The organism is Bradyrhizobium sp. SZCCHNR1015 (assembly GCF_032489875.1).
Taxonomy (GTDB): Bacteria; Pseudomonadota; Alphaproteobacteria; order Rhizobiales; family Xanthobacteraceae; genus Bradyrhizobium.
In genome coordinates, this window is sequence record NZ_JAUEYW010000018.1 from 1 (window position 1) to 21,293 (window position 21,293).

The 21,293-nt window shown below is 70.3% G+C and carries 4 protein-coding genes; all 4 read left to right on the forward strand.

The features are described from left to right. Window positions 1–25 precede the first annotated feature (25 nt). Genes QX128_RS27545 through QX128_RS27560 form a run of 4 tightly spaced genes read left to right on the forward strand, consistent with a single transcriptional unit; the run spans window position 26 to window position 21,280 of the window. Window positions 26–9,727: a non-ribosomal peptide synthetase gene (locus QX128_RS27545; protein WP_316239053.1), complete on the forward strand. Its 9,702-nt coding sequence runs from the start codon at window positions 26–28 to the stop codon at window positions 9,725–9,727. Next, window positions 9,724–16,122, forward strand: coding sequence for an SDR family NAD(P)-dependent oxidoreductase (locus QX128_RS27550; RefSeq protein WP_316239054.1), 6,399 nt, complete (start codon window positions 9,724–9,726; stop codon window positions 16,120–16,122). Before QX128_RS27545 ends, QX128_RS27550 begins: the two co-directional genes overlap by 4 nt. Then, the gene (locus QX128_RS27555; protein WP_316239055.1) at window positions 16,119–20,096 is read left to right on the forward strand and encodes a type I polyketide synthase; all 3,978 of its coding nucleotides are present in this window, start codon (window positions 16,119–16,121) and stop codon (window positions 20,094–20,096) included. Before QX128_RS27550 ends, QX128_RS27555 begins: the two co-directional genes overlap by 4 nt. Continuing rightward, window positions 20,093–21,280: a cupin-like domain-containing protein gene (locus QX128_RS27560; protein ID WP_316218617.1), complete on the forward strand. Its 1,188-nt coding sequence runs from the start codon at window positions 20,093–20,095 to the stop codon at window positions 21,278–21,280. Before QX128_RS27555 ends, QX128_RS27560 begins: the two co-directional genes overlap by 4 nt. Window positions 21,281–21,293: the final 13 nt, after the last annotated feature.

The window sequence follows — 21,293 nt, forward strand, 5'->3', positions numbered from 1 at the left end:
GCTGACCGACGGCAGCACCGCCGCATTGCCCGACGATCTCGCGCAGCTCCGGCTCGACGATCCCGCGCTGCTGCAACAACCGCCGGCGTGGCCGCGGCGTCGTCCGCTGCCCGACGACCTCGCTTACGTCATCTTCACCTCCGGCTCCACCGGCCGGCCCAAGGGCGTCGCCATCCCGCAGCGCGGCCTCGTCAATCTCGTCCATGCCCAGACGGTCGCGTTCGAGATCGGAGCCGGCGACCGCGTCCTGCAGTTCGCCTCGCCGAGCTTCGACGCGTCGGTCTCCGAGATCGCCACGGCGCTCTCGAAGGGCGCCGCGATCGTCACCGGCGACGCCGACACGCTGCGCCCCGGACCGTCCCTGGCGAAGCTCGTCCAATCCTGCGCGGTGACCCATGCGACGCTGCCGCCGACAGCGCTCCGCGTGATGGAGCCGGACGATCTCGCCGGCTGCCGCGTCCTCGTCGTCGCCGGCGAAGCCTGCCCCGGCGACCTCGTCGCGCTGTGGTCGCCGCATCGCCGGATGCTGAACGCGTACGGGCCGACCGAAGTCTCGGTCTGCGCCAGCATCAGCGCGCCGTTGTCGGGCGACGCGCCGCCGCCGATGGGCGCACCGATCGAGAACGCGCGCATTCACCTGCTCGACGCCCAGCTCAACGAGGTACCGATCGGGGTTGCAGGCGAGGTGTATGTCGCCGGCGCGGGGCTTGCGCAGGGCTATCTCAACCGTCCGGATCTGACGGCGGAGCGCTTCATCGCCGATCCGTTCGGACCGCCGGGCACCCGGCTGTACCGCACCGGCGATCGCGCGCGCAGGCAGGCCGACGGCACGTTGGAGTTCCTGGGTCGCGCCGACCAACAGGTGAAGATCCGCGGCTTCCGCATCGAGCCCGGCGAGATCGAGACGGCGCTGCGACGGCACGACGGCGTCGCCGCTGCCGCGGTGGTGCCGCAGGAGCATCCGCACGGGCGGCGCCTCGTCGCCTATGTGGTCGGACGCGACGGCGTTGCGCCGTCCGTCACAGAGTTGCGCAGCCATCTCGGCAGCCTGTTGCCGGACTACATGGTGCCGGCGTTGTTCGTCAGCCTCGATGCGCTGCCGCTCACCCCGAACGGCAAGCTCGACCGCAAGGCGCTGCCTGAGCCCGATCTCGCTGCTGCGTCCGAGGCACCCCACCGCGCGCCGCGCTCACCGTCTGAGCAGGTGCTCGCCGCGATCTGGGCCGAGCTGCTCGGCCACGACACGATCGGCATCGACGACAATTTCTTCGCGCTCGGCGGCGATTCCATCACCAGCATCCAGATGGTGACGCGCGCGCGACGCGCCGGGCTCGTGATCACGCCGCGCGACGTGTTCCAGCAGGGCACGATCGCGAAGCTCGCGAGCGTTGCAACCGCGGCCCAGCAGGTCACCGCCGACGATCGCGCGGACGGCGGCCCCATTCCGCTGACGCCGATCATGCGCTGGCTGCTCGAGCGCGGCAGGAATGTCGACCGCTTCAGCCAGAGCATGACCGTGCGGCTGCCGCGCGGCCTGACGTCGCAGCAACTGATCGCCCTGCTCGATGCCACGTTGTCGCGCCATGCCATGCTGCGGTCCCGCCTCGCATTCGATCCGATCGATGGCAGGCCGTCGCTGCACATCGCGCCCTCCGACACAGCGCTGGCGCGGCGCCGGCTGCGCCAGATCGATGTCGCCGCGTTGACGCCGGAGCAGCGCGCGCAGCGGATCAGCCAGGAGATCGGCGCTGCCGAGGCGCGTCTCGATCCCGCAGGCGGCGTGATGCTGCAGGCGGTTCAATTCACGGCCAGCGTAGCTGATAACGACGCGCTGCTGCTCGTACTGCATCATCTCGCCGTCGACGGCGTGTCGTGGCGGATCCTGATCGAGGAGCTCGCAGCGTCGTGGCACGCTACGACGGCCGGCCAGCCGGCTCGGTTGCCTGCGCTCGGCACCAGCTTCGGGCAGTGGTCGCGGCTGCTTCAAGCGCGGTCGCGACATTCCTCCGTGCAGGCAGAGCTGCCGCATTGGCAGCGAACATTGGCGGCAAGCGCCGCTCCCCTGCGGCTGACGCCGCCCCGCCAGCCCGTTGCGAACAGCGTCAAGCATCTGACGCTGACCTTGCCGGCAGCGGTGACTGCGCGCGTGATGAGCGAGGCGCCGCGACGGCTCGGCGCGCGGGTGCTCGACATCCTGCTTGCGGCTTTCGTCACGACGCTCGCCGATGGCGATGCGGCAGCGCAGACCATCGTGATCGACCTCGAAGGCCACGGCCGCAACGAATTCGACCCTGCCATCGACCTGTCGCGCACCGTGGGCTGGTTCACGAGCCTCTATCCCGTTCGCTTCGACCTTCCCGCCGGAGATTCCACGACCACCGCCGGCGACGCCGAACGCCTGCTCGGCGCGCTGCACGCCGTGCAGTCCGGTCTCGCCGACGTCCCTGACGACGGGCTCGGCTTCGGCCTGCTGCGCTACCTGGACGAGGACGCGGCGCGGACGCTCGCCGGCCTGCCGACGCCGCAGGCGGGCTTCAACTATCTCGGCCGTTTCTCGACCGATCATGTTGCGGATTGGAGCATCATCCCGACGGCACTGCCCGGCGACCTCGTCGAGCAGGCCGAGCTGCGTCCGGCCCATGCGATCGAATTGAACACGGTGGTGATCGGCCAGGGCGCCGACGCCCGCCTCAGCGCCACCTGGTCCAGCGACCGAAGCCTCGTCGATGACGACGTCGTGCAGGTGCTCGCGACGCGCTGGTTCGCCCTGCTCGAGCGCCTTGCCGAACTGACGCCGGCCGCGCCGCATCCGGCCGCAAAGCCGTCGGTCCGTCAGCTCCGGCTGTCGCCATTGCAGCGCGGCCTGCTCTACGAGAACCTGTCCGATCCCGTCCGTGCCGACGTCTATGTCGTCCAGCTCGAAGTGGAGTTTGCAGGTGAGCTCGATCGCGACCGGCTGCGCGGCGCGATCGCCGCGCTGATCGCGCGGCACGACAATCTGCGCGCGGCGTTCCGCGCCGACGACAGCAGCGGCTTCATCCAGAGCGTCGCGTCCACGGTCGATCTGCCCTGGCGCCAGCTGACGGTCGACGCTGATAGGGACTTGCAGCCGACTCTCGATCACGTCCGCCGCGACGACCTGACGCGCCGCTTTGACCTGGCGGCTCCGCCATTGCTGCGCAGCAGCCTGGTCAGCGCCGGCACGACCAACGTCCTGATCCTGACGCTGCATCACATTTTGATCGACGGCTGGTCGATGCCGATCGTGCTGCGCGAGCTGATGCAGCTCTATCACGGGAAAGCCGAGCTGCCGCCGGCGGTGCCGTTCAGCCGCTATCTCGACTGGCTCGACCGTCAGGATCGCGCCGCGGCGCTGACAGCCTGGCACGCGGCCTTCGACGGCTGGAGCGGACCGCTGCTGGTCGCGCCGAACCTGCCGGGCCAGACCACCGCGAGGCAGACCGACGTCGCGCTCGATGAGCACGAGACCCAGCGGCTGGTCGCGGCGGCGCGTTCGCTCGGGATCACGCTGGCCACGCTGATGCAAGGCGCCTGGGCGCTGTGGCTCGCGGCGCGCACCCATCGCGACGACGTCGTGTTCGGCATCACCGTCGCAGGGCGTGACGCCGCGCTCGACGGCGCCGACCAGATCGTCGGCCTGCTTGCCAACACCGTCCCCTTGCGCGCGCGCGTGTCGCCCGCGCGCACGATCAAGGCGTTTCTCAGCGAGATGCAGGATCGCCAGGCGGCGCTGATCGCCCATCAGCATCTCAGCCTCGGCGAGATCCAGCAGATGCTCGGCACCGACGCGCTGTTCGACACGCTGCTGGCGTTCGAGAACTATCCGGTCTCAGCCGATGCCATCGACAATGCCGAAGCGTTGCGCATCACCCGGGTGCAGGGCCGCGACGCCAACCACTATCCGCTGAGCCTGGCGGTGCTGCCCGGACCGCGGCTGACGCTGCGGCTTCACGTCCGGCCCGGTCTGTTCGACGGCGCGTCCGCGACCGAGCTGATTGCGGAGCTGCGCCGGCTGCTCATGGCTCTCGCTGACGATGGCGACATGCCGATCGGCCGCGTGCTGGGAGCCCACGCGAGCCGCGATCCGCGGATTGCGGCCTGGAATATGACCGCGCAGCCGGAGCCGGCGGGACACGTCCTGGATGGCTTCCTGCGGCAGACCCGCGTCGCGCCGTCCGCGCCCGGCCTGATCTGGCGCAACGAGACGTTCGACTATGCGCGGCTGGATGCGATGTCCGGCCGGCTCGCCGGCCAGCTTGCGGCGCGCGGCGTCGGCGCCGACGATCTCGTCGCGCTGCATCTGCCGCGCTCCCCCGCGCTGCTGATCGCGATCCTCGCGGTGCTGCGGATCGGTGCGGCCTACCTGCCGATCGATCCATCTCTGCCGCGCGATCGCATCGGCTACATGCTGGATGACGCCCGGCCCGCGCTTGCCATCACTGCCGACGCGTCGGCGGATCTGCCAGCTCCCGTGCCGGTCCTCGCGATCGATCTCGGCGCTGCGGCTGCCGCGCCCGCCTTACGCGCGGCGCATCCGCTCCAGGCCGCCTACCTGCTCTACACATCCGGCACGACCGGCAGGCCCAAGGGCGTGACCGTCACCTATCGCGGCTTGGGCAACCTGCTGGCGGCCGTACAGTCGGAGCTCGAGCTGACGCCCGACGATCGTTTCGCCGCCACCACGACGGCGGCGTTCGACATCTCGATCGTGGAATTGCTGCTGCCGCTGGTCGCCGGCGGCTGCGTCGTGCTGGCGGCCGAGGACGAGGCCACCGCTCCGGACCGGCTGGCGGCGCTGATCAGAGCGGCCCGCGTCACCACGATGCAGGCGACGCCGACGGTGTGGAACATGCTGACCACCGCGGTGCCCGGCGCGCTCGCCGGGCTCAGGATCGTGAGCGCCGGCGAAGCGCTGACCGAGGCGACACTGCACCGTCTCGCCGCCTGCCGCGCCGCCAGCGTGCACAACTACTATGGGCCGACCGAGACCACGATCTATTCGACCATGATGCGGTTCTCGGCCGACGACATCGGACGGCCGCCGATCGGCAAACCGATCGCCAACACCGTCATCCGCATCCTCGACGACTGGCTGGCGGACGTCCCGGCCGGCGTCGAAGGCGAGATCTACATCGGCGGCGTCGGGCTCGCGCGCGGCTATTGCAACCGGCCCGGTCTCACGGCCGAACGCTTCATCGCCGATCCCGGCGGCCCGCCCGGCGCGCGGCTCTATCGCACCGGCGACCGCGGCCGCTGGCGCGACGATGGCGTGCTCGAATGCTTCGGCCGCGTCGATCACCAGATCAAGATCCGCGGCCTTCGGATCGAGCCCGGCGAGATCGAGCACGCGTTGCAGCGTCATCCGGAGATCGCCGACGCCTGCGTGATGGTGCGCGAAGCCCGCGGCAATCCGCAGCTCGTCGCCTATGTGGTGCCGCGACACGGCGACTGCCCTTCGCTCGACGCGTTGCGCGGCCATCTCACCTCGTTCCTGCCGGACTACATGGTGCCGTCGCGCATCATCAATCTGCCGGCGCTGCCGCGCAGCCGCAGCGGCAAGGTCGACCGCGCCGCGCTGCCCTGGTCCGAAGCGGAAGCGGCCGAGCGCGCGCGCCGTGCGCCGGACACCGTCACCGAGAAACGCCTCGCGGAGATCTGGGCGTCAGTCCTCGATCAGGATCACATCGGCATCGACGAGGATTTCTTTGCGCTCGGCGGCGATTCCATCCTCGCCATCCAGGTGGTGATGCGCGCGCGCCAGGCCGGCCTCGTCTTCAGTGCGCGCGACATCTTCCGGCGGCCGACGGTCGCGCGCCTGGCGGCCCATGTGCAACATCAGGCCGCAGCGGCGCCGGCGGTCCGCACGCCGGATATTTCGTGGCCAGAGACGGAAGAGCTGCAGCTCACACCGTTGCAGCTCGGCCTGCTGCGCCACAGCCTCGATGACGACACGGCCGGCGCCTATCGCATGCAGACCGCGATGATCATCACGGGCAGCCTCGATGAAGCGGTCCTCCACGCCGCCTGGAAGGCGGTCGTGGCCCGCCATGCCGTGCTGCGGACGACGATCGGCGAGCGTGACGGCCGCTACGTCATGGTTATCAGGCCCGATGCCGAGGCACCATGGCAGACGCGCGATCTCAGCACTGACGACGATCCCGAGCAGACGCTGCGCGATCTCCTGGCGCATGACATGACGACGCCGTTCCGGTTCGACGGCACGCCGCTGCTGCGGCTGATGCTGCTGCGCCTCGCGCCGGATCGCCACGCCCTGGTGATCAGCAATCATCACGTGCTGCTCGATGGCTGGTCATTGTCGCTCGTGCTCGAAGACCTGTTCGTTGCGCGCGCGGCCCTTGCCGCCGGCCGTATCGAGGCGCTGCCGCCGCGCGCGCCGTTTGCCGCGTTCGTCCATTGGCTCGCCCAACGGGATCGCGAGGAGAGCGCAAGCTTCTGGCGCCAGCACCTTGCCAGCGCGACGACGATGGCGCGCATCTCGCTGCCGACGCCGGCCCGAGGCGGCGGCCAGCGCGCCTTGAAGCGGATGCTCGGCGAGGACAGGTCGACCGCGTTGCGCCATGCGGCACGGCGGCACCATGTCAGCGCCAACACGCTGCTCCAGGGCGCCTGGGCGATGATGCTGTCGCGCCTGTGCTCGTCCGAGGATCTGGTGTTCGGGACCACGATCGCCTTGCGCCCGCCGGAAGTGGAGGGCATCGCGCGGATGGCGGGGCTGCTGATCAACACGGTCCCGGCGCGGATCAGGCTCACGGAGCAGGCGAGCGCCGGCGAGTGGCTGGCGCGGCTTCATGCCGAGCAGGCGGAACGGATGAGCTACGCATATGCTGGCCTCGGCGACATCATGCGCTGGACCGAGCGCGCGGAGGGCGAGCTGTTCGAGACCCTGATGGTGTTCGAGAACCAGCCGGCCACGTCGATGGACGGGATGCTCGACGATCTCTCCATTCGCGCGCTGCCCGTGGAACAGCATACGCATTATCCCCTGGCTGTCGCCGTCATGCCGGGCGACTCCTATGAGCTCGCGTTCAGCTACGACGCCGGCCGGTTCGCGGCGGAGGATATCGCGCGACTGGCCGACGACTTCATCGCCGTCATCGAGCGCCTGGCCGCGGCGGACCGCGATCTGCCGCTGCATCGCCTGCTCGGTGCCGACGCCAGGGATCTGCAGCAGATCGCTGCCTGGAACGCGACCACGCCGGTGGTCCTTGCCGAGGAGACGCTGACCGAGCTGCTCGACGAAACCGCCCGGGACCATGCCGACGAGCCGGCGCTGATCGGCGATTTCGGCCACCTGACCTATCGTGAGCTGCACGACGCCGCCGATCGCCTGGCCGGCCGGCTGCGCGATGACGGCGCGCGCCCGGGTGAGTTCATCGGCATCGCCTGCGAACGCCGGGCCGGCTTCGTGACCGCCGCGCTGGCAGCTCTCAAGGCCGGGCTCGCTTACGTGCCGCTGGATCCGTCCTATCCGCCCGACCGCCTCGGCTTCATCATCACTGACAGCCGCGTGCAGCGCGTGCTGACCGATGGCGCGGCGGCCTGGCTCCCTCCGGCAGTCCGCCGCATCGGCATCGACGAACAGGACGTGCCTGCTGCGACCGGCAATAAGCCGCGCCAGCCGCGGCCCGCGATCTCGGCCGACGACCTTGCCTACGTGATCTACACGTCCGGCTCGACCGGGCGGCCGAAGGGCGTCATGGTCCCGCATCGCGGCGCCGGGAATCTGGTTCGGGCCCAGCGTGCCGCGTTTGGCGCAGGGCCCGGCGATCGCGTGCTGCAATTCGCGTCGCCCAATTTCGATGCCTCGGTGTGGGAGATCTGCATGGCGCTCGGCAGCGGCGCCGCACTCGTCGTTGGCACGCCCGATGACCTGTTGCCGGGTGACGCTCTCGTCGACTTCGCCCGGCGGCACGGCGTCAGCCACGCCACCCTGCCGCAGAGCGCGCTCGGCGTAATGGCACCGCGCGATCTCGACGGTTGCCGCGTGCTGGTGGTTGCCGGCGAGGCCTGCCCGGCCGAGACGGCACGGCTGTGGGCTCCCGGCCGGACCTTCATCAACGGCTACGGCCCGACCGAAACGACAGTGTGCGCCTCGCTCAGCGCTCCGCTTGCCGGCGACCGCACGCCGCCGATCGGCCGCCCGATCCTCGGCCTGCGCTGCCACGTGCTCGACGACAGGCTCACTCCGCTGCCGATCGGTGCCGCGGGCGAACTCTACGTCGCCGGCCGCGGCCTTGCGCGCGGCTATCTCGATCGACCGGGCCTGACCGCCGAACGCTTCATCGCCGACCCGTTCGGCCGACCGGGCGAGCGGCTGTATCGGACCGGCGACCGCGCTCGCTGGCTTCCCGACGGCACCCTCGAATTCCTCGGCCGCAGCGACGCTCAGATCAAGCTGCGCGGCTTCCGCATCGAGCCGGGCGAGATCGAGGCGGTGTTGCGCCGGCACGCGACGGTGGAGGCCGCGGCCGTCGGTCTCGAGGCCAGCCGCGGCGATCAGCGTCTGGTGTGCTGGTGGTCAGCGAAAAGCGGTGCGGATGCCGCACCGTCCGAACTTCGCCGCCATCTCGCCGAGCACCTGCCGTCCTACATGCTGCCGGCACAGTTCATCCGGCTCGACAGCCTGCCGCTCAGCCCGGCCGGGAAGATCGACCGGCGTGCGCTGGCGACGATGCACGGACCGGATGCCTCATTTGATGGTCGCACCATCGCGCCCCGCGACGCCGTCGAATTCCGGCTGCAGGCGATCTGGCAGGAGCTGCTGCAGACGCCGTCGATCGACGTCACCGCGAACTTCTTCGAGCTGGGCGGCGACTCGCTGATCCTGATCCAACTGATCGCGCGCTGCCGCAATGAGTTCGGCCTCAAGCTGCGAGCCGGCGACATTGCCGCCGACCCGACCATCGAAGGCATGGCGCGGCTGTTGCGCGGCACGGTCCCGGCGCAACCGGCGAAGGCACTGGTGACACTGCGCGGCAACGGCGCCGCGCCGCCGCTGTTCTGCATCCATCCGGCGACCGGAACGGTGTTCTGCTATCTCGACATCGTCTCGCGCCTGTCGGTGCCACGCCCGGTCTATGGACTGCAGGATGTCACCGGCCGCAACGCGGGGCCGGCGAGCCTCGTCGAGCAGGCGCAGAGCTATCTCCGGGAGATCCGCAGCGTTCAGCCGCACGGCCCCTATCATCTCATGGGCTGGTCCTTCGGTGGCGTGGCCGCCTTCGAAATCGCCCGCCAGCTCGCGGCGGAGGGAGAGACGGTGGCGTCGCTGCTGCTGCTCGACGCGCCGGTCAAGCCCGCGGGCGGATGGGAGGTCAGCAAGGCAGAGATCATCGCCGACCTCACGGGCGAGGCCTCCGACGACGCGACGCTCGACTATGCGAGAGCCGCCGCGGTGCTGAGCCGCAGCGGCGAGTTTCCGCCGGACATCACCGCCGCCCAGGTGGAGGAGATCGTCGAGGCTTATGTCCGCTGCGGAAAGCTGCTCGGCACCTATCAGCCCACGCCCACCATGGGACACGCCACCTTCTTCCACGCGCGCGTGCGCGGCAATCCGGCTGCGCCTGCGGGCTGGCGCGAACTGATCGGCGGAGAGTTCGAGCTGATCGAGCTCGATTGCGATCATGATGGTCTGATGCGCGGCCTTCATGCGGAGCGCGTGGCCCGGCGGGTGGATCAGTCATGACCGAGCATCGTTCCTCACCACTGTCGCATGTGACGCTCGAGGCGCCGATCCTCCAACGCCTGCAGCGCGCCGTGGCCGAGCAGCGCATTCCCGCACCGAGCCCAACCTACGATGAGGCGCGGGCCTGGTTCGCCATCGACACCGGGGCGGATCAGTCGGGCATCGTGGTTCGCGCGGCCCGCGAAACCGATCTCGCCGGCCTTGTCGCACTGGATACGGCCTGCTGGCCGGAGCCGCTGCGCAGCCGGCCGGAACGCCTCCTACGGCGCATCCACCAGGCTTCTGGCGATCATATCGTGGTGCTGCGGCAGGAGCGCATCATCGGTGCGATCTACACGCAGCGGATCGCAGATGCGCGGGCGTTGCGCGATCTGCCCGCGGAACAGTTCGAGACGCTGCACGCGCCCGACGGCATGGTTGCGCAACTGCTCGGAGTCTGCGTCGATCCTGATCACGCCCAGACCGGCCTCGGCGAGGCGCTGGTGCAGTTGGCGCTGCGGCTCGCCCGCGCCGCCGGCGCGACGACGATCGTCGGCGTGACGCTGTGCCGGGACTTCGCGGCCTCTGACGACGACATCATCGCCGCCTATGTCGCCCGCCGCGATGCCAACGGGCTGCCGGTCGACGCGATTCTGCGTTTCCATGCCGCACGCGGCGCTCGCATCGTCGACGTGCTGCCCGGCGCCTTCCCCGGCTACGCCGCAGGCGGCGAGGCCGGCGTGCTGATCGAATACGACGCAGACCGCCTGGATGCGATCACCACGAGCAGCGCCGGCCAGCCCATCGTCAGCGCGCGCGATCTGCCCGAGATCGTCGCCGCTACCTTGCGCGATGTGCTGGGGCCGGCGCGCGCGAAAGATTTCGCGCCTGGACGCACCTTGCATGCGATGGGGCTGGACTCGCTCGACCTGCACAGCCTGAGGGCCGGGCTGAACCGCGCGCTCGGCACCGCGATCGATGCCACCTTCTTCTTCCGTCATCCGACGCCGGAGCAGATCGTCAACGGCCTGATCGCGCCACCCTCTGCGCCGAAACGTGCGGCCGCCCCGCGCGGCAGCGCCTCATCATCGACCGCTCGCCAACAGCAGACAGGCCAGACCGCGGCGCCGGTGGCGATCATCGGGATGGCGTGCCGCTTCCCGGGCAACGTGACCAGCCCGGAGGAGTTATGGACGCTGCTCAGCGAAGGCCGCGATGGCATCACCGATGTCCCGGCGACGCGCTGGAATGCGGACGTTCTCTGCAATCCCGCCGGCGGTCCCGGACGCATCACGACGAGGCGCGGTGGGTTCATCGCCGATGTCGATCAGTTCGATCCCGGATTCTTCGGGCTGTCGCCGCGCGAGGCGGCGGCGATGGATCCGCAGCAGCGCCTGCTGCTCGAATGCAGCTGGGAGGCGCTGGAGCATGGCGGCATCGATCCCACCGCCCTCGCCGGTTCGGACACGCAGGTCCTGATCGGCCTGTTCGGACACGACTATGAGCGCATCGCCGGCGCCGCCGGACGGCTCGACGGCCACTACGGCACCGGCAACGCTGGATCGATCGCCTCCGGGCGCATCGCCTATACGCTGGGGCTGCAGGGCGCGGCGCTGTCGGTCGACACCGCCTGCTCTGCCGGCCTCGTTGCCGTGCATCTCGCGGTCAAGGCGCTGCACGCCGGCGATTGCCGGATGGCACTGGCAGGCGCCGTCAACCTGATCCTCGGCCCCGAGCTCAGCATCGCCTTCTCGCAGGCCAGCATGCTGGCACCCGACGGACGCTGCAAGCCGTTTTCCGCCGAGGCCAACGGCTATGTGCGCAGCGAGGGCTGCGCCGTGCTCGCGCTCAAGCGGCTCGACGACGCGCTGGTCGATGGCAACCCCGTGCTCGCTGTGATCGAAGGCAGCGCCGTCAACAATGACGGCCCGAGCAACGGCCTCACCGCGCCGAACGGCCTGGCGCAGCAGGCTGTCATCCGCCGCGCGCTCGACGATGCCGGCATCGCCGCGTCCGACATCGACTATGTCGAAGCGCATGGCACCGGCACGCCGCTCGGCGACCCCATCGAGTTCAACGCGCTGGCCGCCGTGCATGGCGGCCGCGAGCATCCGCTGCTGATCGGCTCGGTGAAGAGCAATATCGGCCACACCGAGGCGGCCGCGGGCCTCGCCGGACTGATGAAGGCGGTGCTTGCGCTTCGTCACGGCGCGATCCCGCCGCAACTGCATCTCGGCGCCATCAACCCGCTGCTCGATCTCTCAGCGATCCCGGCCAGCATTCCAATCCAACTGCAAGCCTGGGAGCGGCGCGACGGCCGGCGCCGCCGCGCCGCCGTGAGCTCGTTCGGCTTCTCCGGCACCAACGCGCACGTCGTCCTCGCCGAAGCGCCGCGGCCGGACGACCGTCCCGACGATCCGCGGCAGCACCATCTGCTCGTCCTCTCGGCGCGCTCGCCCGCGGCGCTGCACGAGCTCGCGCGCCGCTACCTCGATCATTTCGCATCCGTCGGCGGCACGCAGGCGCCGGGCGACATCGCCGCGACTGCGGCCGCCGGCCGCAGCGCGCAGCCGCATCGGCTCGCGATCGTCGGCAGTGGCCCGGGCGACTGGCAACGCGAGCTGAGCAGCCATCTCGCGGGAGAGCCGTATTCCGACGTGATGGCGGGCACGGCCGGCAAGGCGCCCGTCGTCGCCTTCCTGTTCACCGGACAGGGCTCGCAATATCCGGGGATGGCCGAGGAGCTCGCCGGCACCCATCCGGGTTTTGCTGCCGCATTGCACGAATGCGCTGAGCTGTTTGCGCCGTTCCTCGACAGGCCGCTGCTGGAGATCATGAACCCCGCCCCCGGCGAGCCGGACGTGATCGCGCAGATGCGCTACGCGCAGCCCGCGCTGTTCGCGCTCGAATATGCCCTCGCGCGGCTGTGGATCGACGCCGGCATCACGCCGGCCGTGGTGATGGGTCACAGCCTCGGCGAAGTGACGGCGGCGTGCATCGCCGGGGCGCTCGACCTTGCCGAGGCCGTCGAGCTCGTCGCGATGCGCGGACGGCTGATGCAGGCGACGCCTGAGGGCGCAATGGGCGTCGTGTTGGCCGACGCCGCCTTCGTCGAGCGCCGCGTGGCCGGCCAGGAGGTCGTGATCGCGGCCTACAACGGCCCGCAGAATTGCGTGATCTCGGGCGCGCCGGCCGCGGTCGAAGCCGCGCTCGCCGATTTCGCCCGCGGGGGCATCGAGGTCCACCGGCTGCATGTCTCGCGCGCGGGTCACTCGCCGCTGATGGACGGCATGCTGGCGCCGTTCGGCGACACCTGCCGCAAGCTGCATCCGCGGCGGCCGCGGATCAGCATCGTCTCCAACGTCACCGGACGATCGATCGATGACGAGCTGATGGACCCCTTGTACTGGGTGCGCCATGTGCGCCAGCCGGTCCGCTTCCGCGACGGCATCGCGACGGCCGCTGCGCTCGGCGCCAATGTGTTCATCGAGATCGGGCCGCGGCCGGTGCTCACCGGTGTCGCCCGCGATTGCCTTGCCGACAATGCGGTCGCGCTGCTGCCGAGCCTGGTGCCGACGGAGTCCGCGTGGCAGACCCTGTCGCGGGCGGCAGGCGAGCTGTTTGTGCGGGGCGCTGAGATCAATTGGCGCAGCCTCGATTGCCGGCCGCCGCGGCGCGTCGCACTGCCGACCACGCCGTTCGAGCGCAAGCGCTACTGGATCGACCCGAGCTCGGACGCAGAACCGCAATCATCCCCACGCGTCGAAGTGCCGACACCCGATCCGGCCACCCTGATCGGTCCGATGATCCCGCTCGCGCTGGACGGAGCGGTTCATGCCACCAGGCTCGGCGGCGGCCGGTGGCCGGCCCTGGAGACGCACCGCATCGGCGAGAGCGCGACGCTGTCGGCGGCGGCGATGCTCGCGATGATGATCGAGGCGCATGGCAGCGGCCCCGGCGGAGCCTGCCCGATCAGCCTCGCGCCGCTGCGCCTGTCGTCGCTGGTCTTTCATCGGCCGCTGCATCTGCCGGATCACGGCGTCGACGTGCAGACCGTGCTGCTGCCGCAGGGCGCCGGGACGAGCCGCGTGCGGATCGCAAGCCGTAACGCTGCAGCGAGCTGGACGGTTCATGCCGAAGCCGAGATCGGCGACGTCGTCGTGGACGGGCTTGGCACGGCGACGGCAGAGCTCGACGCGCTCCGGCATGAACTAACAGACGACACGATCGATCGACTCGCCGAATGGCTGCGTGCCCAAGGCTGCGAGCCGGGCATCTCGATCGCGAGTCTCGCGGCTCTTACGACCGGCCGAGGCGAGGCGCTCGGGCAGATCGGCGCCGCCGACGTGCCGCCAGCGCTCGCCGGTGCGATACGGCTGGACGCGGCGCTGCTGGTCGCACAGGCCGCGCTGCCGGTTGCCATCCCTTGCGGCATTCCGGCCGGATGCGAGCGCATCGACCTGCTCGGGGACATAGGGACCATCGCCTGGTCGCACGCGCGGCTGCGCAGCGTCACGGCCGACGGCAGGGCCGCCGTGGTGGACATCGATGCCTCCACGGCCGATGGCGCACCGGTGCTGCGCATCAGCGGCCTGACCTTCGTCCGTGCCGTCTCGGCGCGTCCGGCCGAGACCCTCACACGCAACTTGCACGTGGTCGAATGGATCGACGCGCCGCAGCGCAAGCTCCCGCCGCGCCCCGCCGCGTCGATGGTACGGCCGTGGCTGCTGCTGGCCAATCACGCCGCGCAGGCTCTACTGCTCGCGACATCGCTCGGCCGCCGCGGCGTCCGCTGCATCGTCGCGACCGACGATGTCGACGGCTTCCGCCATCTCGACGACGGCGTCGAGGCCGTGATCGATATGCGGGCGTCGTCCGCCGAATTCACGGCCGAAAGCACGCCGGCCGAGCGGCTGACGACGATGGGACCACGCCTGCTCGCATTGTTGCAGCGGCTGACCCGGCTCGCGCGACCGCCGAGGCGGCTGTTCTCGCTCAGCCGAAGCGCCATGGCGGCCAGCGCAGAGGACCGGGTCGACGTCGCGCTCGCCGCTTTGCAGGGCCTCCCTCTCGTGCTCGGCCGTGAGCAGACCTGGCTCGGCATGCGGCTGGTCGACATCGACGCCTCGGCCCTGAGCGACGCCGCCTTTGCCGACTGGCTGATCGGCGACCTCAGTGACAGCGCGCCGGCGGAATGGCTGATGGCATGGCGCAACGGCCGCGCGCGCGTGCCGCGGCTCCGCGCGTCCGGCGCAACGGCCGCGACGAGGCCACTGGATCTTACCGGGCGAACCCAGCTGATCGCCGGCGGCGGCGCGCTCGGCACCGCACTCGCCCGCTGGCTCGCCACCAGCGGCGCCACCCACATCGTGATCGCGAGCCGCTCGGCCGAGGCGGCAGCGCGCGCCCTTGCCGATGAGCTGCGGGCGCAGAACGTCACGGTGATGCTGCGCTCGACCGACCTCGGCCGGCGTGACGAGGTCGCCGCATTGCTCGATGCATGCAGCCGCGAAATGCCGCCGCTCGGCGGCGTCTTCCACACCGCCGGCAGCCATGATGACGGCGTGATCGAGACCCAGAGCTGGGATCGCATCGGCGCGGTGCTTGCGCCCAAGCTCGACGGCGCCTGGCATCTGCACGAGCTGACCCGCAGCCAGCCGCTCGATCATTTCGTGCTGTTCTCCTCGGCGTTCGGGCTGCTGGGCGCTCCCGGCCTCGCCGGCTATGTCGCCGCCAATGCCGGACTCGATGCGCTCGCCCAGCATCGGCGCGCGGCGGGACTGCCGGCCCTCAGCATCAACTGGGGACCGTGGTCCGGCCTCGGCATGGTCGGCGCCGGCGAGCGGGCGACGCGGCGTGAGTGGACCCGGCAGGGCTTGCGCGAGATGCCGGGTGAAATCTGTCTCGCGGCGCTCGGCGAACTCATCAGGACCGATCTGCCGCAGGCCGCGGTGCTGGACGTCGACTGGGCGCAGTTCGCCAGCGCCTGCGCAGGCGCGCCGCCTGCCCTGGTCGATGCGTTCGTGGCGCCGCAGCCCAAGGCGGCCGCGACGGCCGGCGCCGTGCCGTTGCGCGTGGTCCGGCCGGAGCCTTCGGCGGACGATCGGTTGCGGATGGAGCTTGCGCGCCTGCCCGCACGCCGCCGCCGTGCTGCGCTCGCCGACCATCTTGCCGGCCTGGTCGCCGCGGTGCTCGGCTTCGCCGGTGCTGCCGAGATCGATCGCACGCGCGGCTTCTTCGCGCTCGGCATGGACTCGCTCGCCACGCTGGACCTGCGCAACCGCATCCGCGCCAGCCTTGGCCACCGCATCGAGCAGACCACGCTGTTCAGGCACGGCTCCGTGGACCAGCTCGCAACCTTCCTCGACGCCGAGCTGTTCGATCGGCCGTCAGAGCGGACCGGAGTGCGGGCATGACGCGACGACGCGCCCCCATTGCCATCATCGGCGCCGGCTGCCGCCTGCCGGGAGGCATTGCCGACCTCGACACCTATTGGGATCTGCTCCGCTCCGGCCGCAATGCCATCGGCGAGCTGCCGGCGGGCCGCTGGGACAATGACGCTCTGTTCGATCCCGATCGCCGCGCGCCCGGCCGCACCTATGTGCGGCGCGGCGCCTTTCTCGACGATGTCGACGGCTTCGATCCAGAATTCTTCAACATCAATCCGCGTGAGGCGGCCTCGCTGGACCCGCAGCAGCGGCTGCTGCTGGAGGTCGCATGGGAGGCGATCGAGAATGCCGGCGTGCCCATCGGCACGCTGCGGGGCAGCCGCACCGGCGTGTTCGTCGGCATCGGCCAGCCGCAATATGGACCGCGCGAGCTCTACGGCGCCGATCCCGCGTGCATCGGTCCCTATTCCGGCACGGGCGCCCTGCTCTGCTTCGCGTCGGGACGGCTGTCGCACGAGCTCGGGCTGAACGGACCGAGCCTGTCGCTCGACACCGCCTGCTCCTCCTCGCTGGTGGCGCTGCATCTGGCCTGCCAGAGCCTGGAGAACCGCGAGTGCGACCTCGCACTGGTCGCCGGTGTGCATCTGCATCTGACGCCCCAGGTCACGCTGTTCCTGTCGCGCACCGGCGTGCTCGCGCCGGATGGCCGCAGCAAGGTGTTCTCTGCCGACGCCGACGGCTTCGGCCGCGGCGAGGGCTGCGTCGTGCTCGTGCTGCGCCGGCTGGAGGACGCTGCCGCAGACAACGTGCTCGGCGTGGTGCGCGGCGCCGCGGTCAATCACGACGGACCGGCCAGCGGGCTCACTGTGCCCAACGCAATCGCGCAGGAGCAGGTCATCCGTGACGCCCTGACGGCGGCGGGTGTACCACCGGAGGCGGTCGGCTATGTCGAGACCCACGGCACCGGCACGCGGCTAGGCGACCCGATCGAGCTTGAGTCGCTCGCCGCCGTGTTCAACACGCCGCAGCGCACGACGGAGCTTCCGCTCGGATCGGTCAAGAGCAGCATCGGCCATCTCGAAGCCGCGGCCGGCCTTGCCGGGGTCGTGAAGACGCTGCTGATCCTGAAGCATCAGCAGCTGCCGCCGCAGCCGGGTGTCGGCACGCCGAACCCCGACATTCCCTGGCGCGCCCTGCCATTCACGCTGCCATCGCGTCTCGAGGACGCGCGCGCCGAGTTGCGCTTTGCCGGCATCAGCTCATTCGGCATGAGCGGCACCAATGCGCATGTCGTCGTGGAGCGTTCAGATCCCAGGTCGGAAGCGGAGCCCGTCTCAGTTGCGCACGCGTCGACGCTGCTGTTGTCGGCGCAAGGACCGCAAGGGCTGACGCTGCTGGCCGGTACGATGCGCGACCGGCTCCAGGGCGTCAACCAGAATGAATTCGCCGGCATTTGTTCGAGTATGCTTCGGCACAGGACGCCATTGCGGCACCGGCTCGCCATCGTCACTGATCAGCCTGACCAGGCGCGAGCCGCGCTCGATGCAGCCGTCTCGGGCAGTCGGCATCCGGCGCTGCTGATCGGCGAGGCCAGCCGCCGCAGCGGACGCGCGGTCGCATTCCTCTTCACCGGCCAGGGCGCGCAGCGCCCGGCGATGGCGCGCGCGCTGCACGGCTCCGAGCCGGTGTTCCGCGACAGCATCGAGCGCTCGATCGCGCTGGCCGCGCGCGAGTTCGACGTGCCGCTGCGTGATCTCCTGCTCGGCGACGTCGACCCCGCACAACTGCGGCGCACCGGCTGGGCACAGCCGGCGCTGTTCGCATTCGGACTTGCATTGGCCGAGCTGTGGCGCGCCTGGGGCGTGGCGCCGGATGTCGTGCTCGGCCATAGCCTGGGCGAGTATACTGCGGCCTGCGTCGCCGGCGCCTTCAGCCCTGAAGACGGCTTGCGCCTGGTGTGCCGGCGCGCGGCCCTGATGCAGTCGCTGCCCGAGGGCGGCGCCATGGCGGCGGTGCGCGCCGATGCCGGGCGGCTCGGCGCGCTGGTGCAGCGCTATGGCGGCGAGGTCGAGATCACGGCGACGAATGCGCCGCGCAGCGTGACCATCGCGGGGCCGGCGCGGGCGATCGACGATGTCATCGCGCGCTGCGGCCGCGACGGCTTGGCCGCGCAACGCCTCGACGTCTCCCACGCCTTCCATTCGCAGGCGATGGAGCCGATCCTGCCGGCGCTGCGGCAAGCGGTGGCGGAGGTCCGGTTCATGACGCCGACCGTCGAGCTGATCAGCAATCTCACCGGCGCCGCCGTGAACGCCGACGACATCGCTGATCCCGAGCGCTGGTGCCGACACACGCGCGAGCGCGTGCGTTTCGAGGACAGCCTGCGGCAGCTCGCGGAGCGCGACGTCACGGCCGTCATCGAGATCGGCCCGCAGCCGGCCCTGATCGGACTCGGCCGCCAGACCCTGCCCGATGCGGACATCTTGTGGCTGCCGAGCGTTGCGCCCGGCGCCGCTGATGCCTGGCAGATGCGCCATTCGCTGGCCGCGCTCGCCGTCGACGGATCGGCGGCCGATGTCGCAGCCAGCCAGCCTCCGGCGCCGCGCGTGCCGCTGCCCAATACGCCGTTCAACCGGCGGCCGATCCGCCTGGCGCCGGCCGCCGCGGCGGCCACGCCGGCACCGAACAACACGCGGGTGATCGGCCGCAGGCTCGCGCTGCCGCAGTCGCACGGCGAGGCGCGGTTCGAAACCGAGCTCGCCGGACGTGATCCGTTCCTCATCGAGCACCGCGTGTTCGGCGAGGTCATCGTGCCCGCCGCCTGGCATCTCGCCATGATCTTCACCGGCCTGCGGACGTTGTCCGCGGCCGGCCCGCTGACCCTGCGCGACGTGACGCTGGTGCAGGCCGCGCACCTGCCGCCGCACGGCATCGTCATGCAGCTCGTGCTGACGCCGGAGCCCGGCGGCCATCGCATCCGCCTCATCAGCCGGCGCGCCGATTCCGATCCGTTCGACGACGAGGCCTGGACCACCCACGTCACCGGTCGCGCCGATCTGCCTCTCAGCGCTCCCCGCGATTGGGAGCGGCACGGCGGCGCGCCAGCTCGATCCGGCGCGCTCGATGGTAGAGCATTCTACGACGACCTCGTGGCACAGGGCTTCGACCTCGGACCGTCGTTTCAATGGGCCGATGCGATCCACTGCGATGGCCGCGAGCTGACAGCCGAGCTGCGGCGTCCCGCGCATCTGGTCGATGTCACGGATGCCATCATTCATCCCGGGCTGCTGGACAGCTCGTTCCAACTGCTCAGCCGCTTCTGGGACCGCCGCGACACCGACATCGCGCGTCTGCCCTTCCGCATCGACCAGCTCCGCCTCTGGCCACACCGCATCGAGGCATCGCTTGCATGCGTCGCCTGGCGCGAAGACGGTCCGAACGCTCAGGGAAATTCTCCGGCGGCGAACGTGCAATTGATGATGGGCGACACGCCGCTGCTCGAAGCCAGCGGCTTCGTGTTCCGCGCCGCCAGCCGCCGCGTGCTGACCGGCGATACCGCGGCCGCATCCGGCAGAGCACCAATCAAGGCTGCGTCCCCGACATCAGCGATGATCTCCGTTGCGGGGCGCCATGCCACCGACCGCAGCCGCGCCGCGATCGAGCGGCATCTGCGCGAGCTGCTCGGCCATGTTCTTGGACTGGCCGATGCCGATACGATCGCGCCGCGGACGCGGCTGTTCGATCTCGGCCTGGATTCTCTTGCCGCCCTGGAGCTGCGCGAAGATCTCGGCGAGCGGCTGGGGGCGCCGCTGCATGCCACCCTGCTGTTCGACTATCCGACCATCGAGGCGCTGCTCGACCATCTCGGCGGCCTGTTTGTGGATCCCGCTGCACAGTCCGCACCTGCCATGCCTCAACCGGTCGCGACGGCCGAGATCGACGATCTGTCCGAGGAAGAGGCCGAGCTGTTGCTGCGTCAGGAACTGGAGCGACTGCAATGACGTCATCTCGCCATGATCAGCCGGTGATCGCGACCTATGATGCCGCCGATCTGCCCGCACGCCGGGACGAATTGCTCGAGCGCCGCCAGCCGGCGGTCATCTCCGGCCTGTTCAAGGGACAATTGCTCGGCGAGCTGACCGACGCGCAGAAGGTGCGCGAGGCGCTCGGCGACCTCCAGGTCATGATCGGCGTCAACTACATCGATGCGCATCTCGCCAACATCCGCAACTTCGTGCAGGGCAGCAGCGCCCCGATCGCAATCGACAAGAAGCCGGGCCTGCTGCGCGACTATCTCGATCTGATCGAGCGCGAGCCCACGACGCGCGCGCTCACCAGCGAGCAGCCGACGCCCGAGAGAATCCTGGACGATTGCAATCTCGGTGCGGTCGGAATCGAGAAAGTGCATGGCGGCTACGGCAATCCGCTCGCGCAGCGCAGCGCGAGCGAGGCGCATTCGCTGATGTTCGTCGCCAATGCCGGCAACGCCTCCGATCTCCACACCGACTGGGACGGCCGCGACGTCCTGCTGCATCAGGTGTTCGGCCGCAAGCGCATCGTGCTGTTTCCGCCGAAATCCGGCTTCAAGCTGTTTCCCATCGACATCTTCTCGACCGTCGCGGTCAACGCGATGGACGATGCCGAGCGTGCGGCGCTGATCGCCTATGCCGGCGGCATCGAGGTCGTGGTCGAGGCCGGCGAGACCATCCTGATGCCGGCGTTCTGGTGGCATCACGTCGGCTATGTCGATGCCGCGATGTCGGTGAGCTTCCGTTTCGGCGGCGTAACCGATCCCGACGCGGTCGCCCTGATCGGCAGCGTGCACCGCGATTGCCACATCCAGAACATCGTCGCCGGCACGCTCGATCCGCGCCGTGCGGAGGCGAGCAAGGCCGCCGCGCGGCGGCTGCGCGCGGCTGCGGCCGAACCGGCGCCGAGCGCACGCGAGAAGTACCGTGCGATGCGCATACTCGCCGCCGAATGCTATCGCAGCACGCTGCTTCCGGGCGAGCAGGCACCGGCCGAGCCGGTGATCACCGCCGAGGACTTCCTCGACGGCGCGCTGTGCGCCTTCTACCGGCGCCCGCCCAAGGGCCCGGCTTGGCGCCAGCGCCTCTGGCAGAAGCGCGAGGCGTTCAACGAGGCCGTCCGCCGCTTCGGCCGGCGGCTGGCCTATCAGGCCTGACGTAGCGATGGTC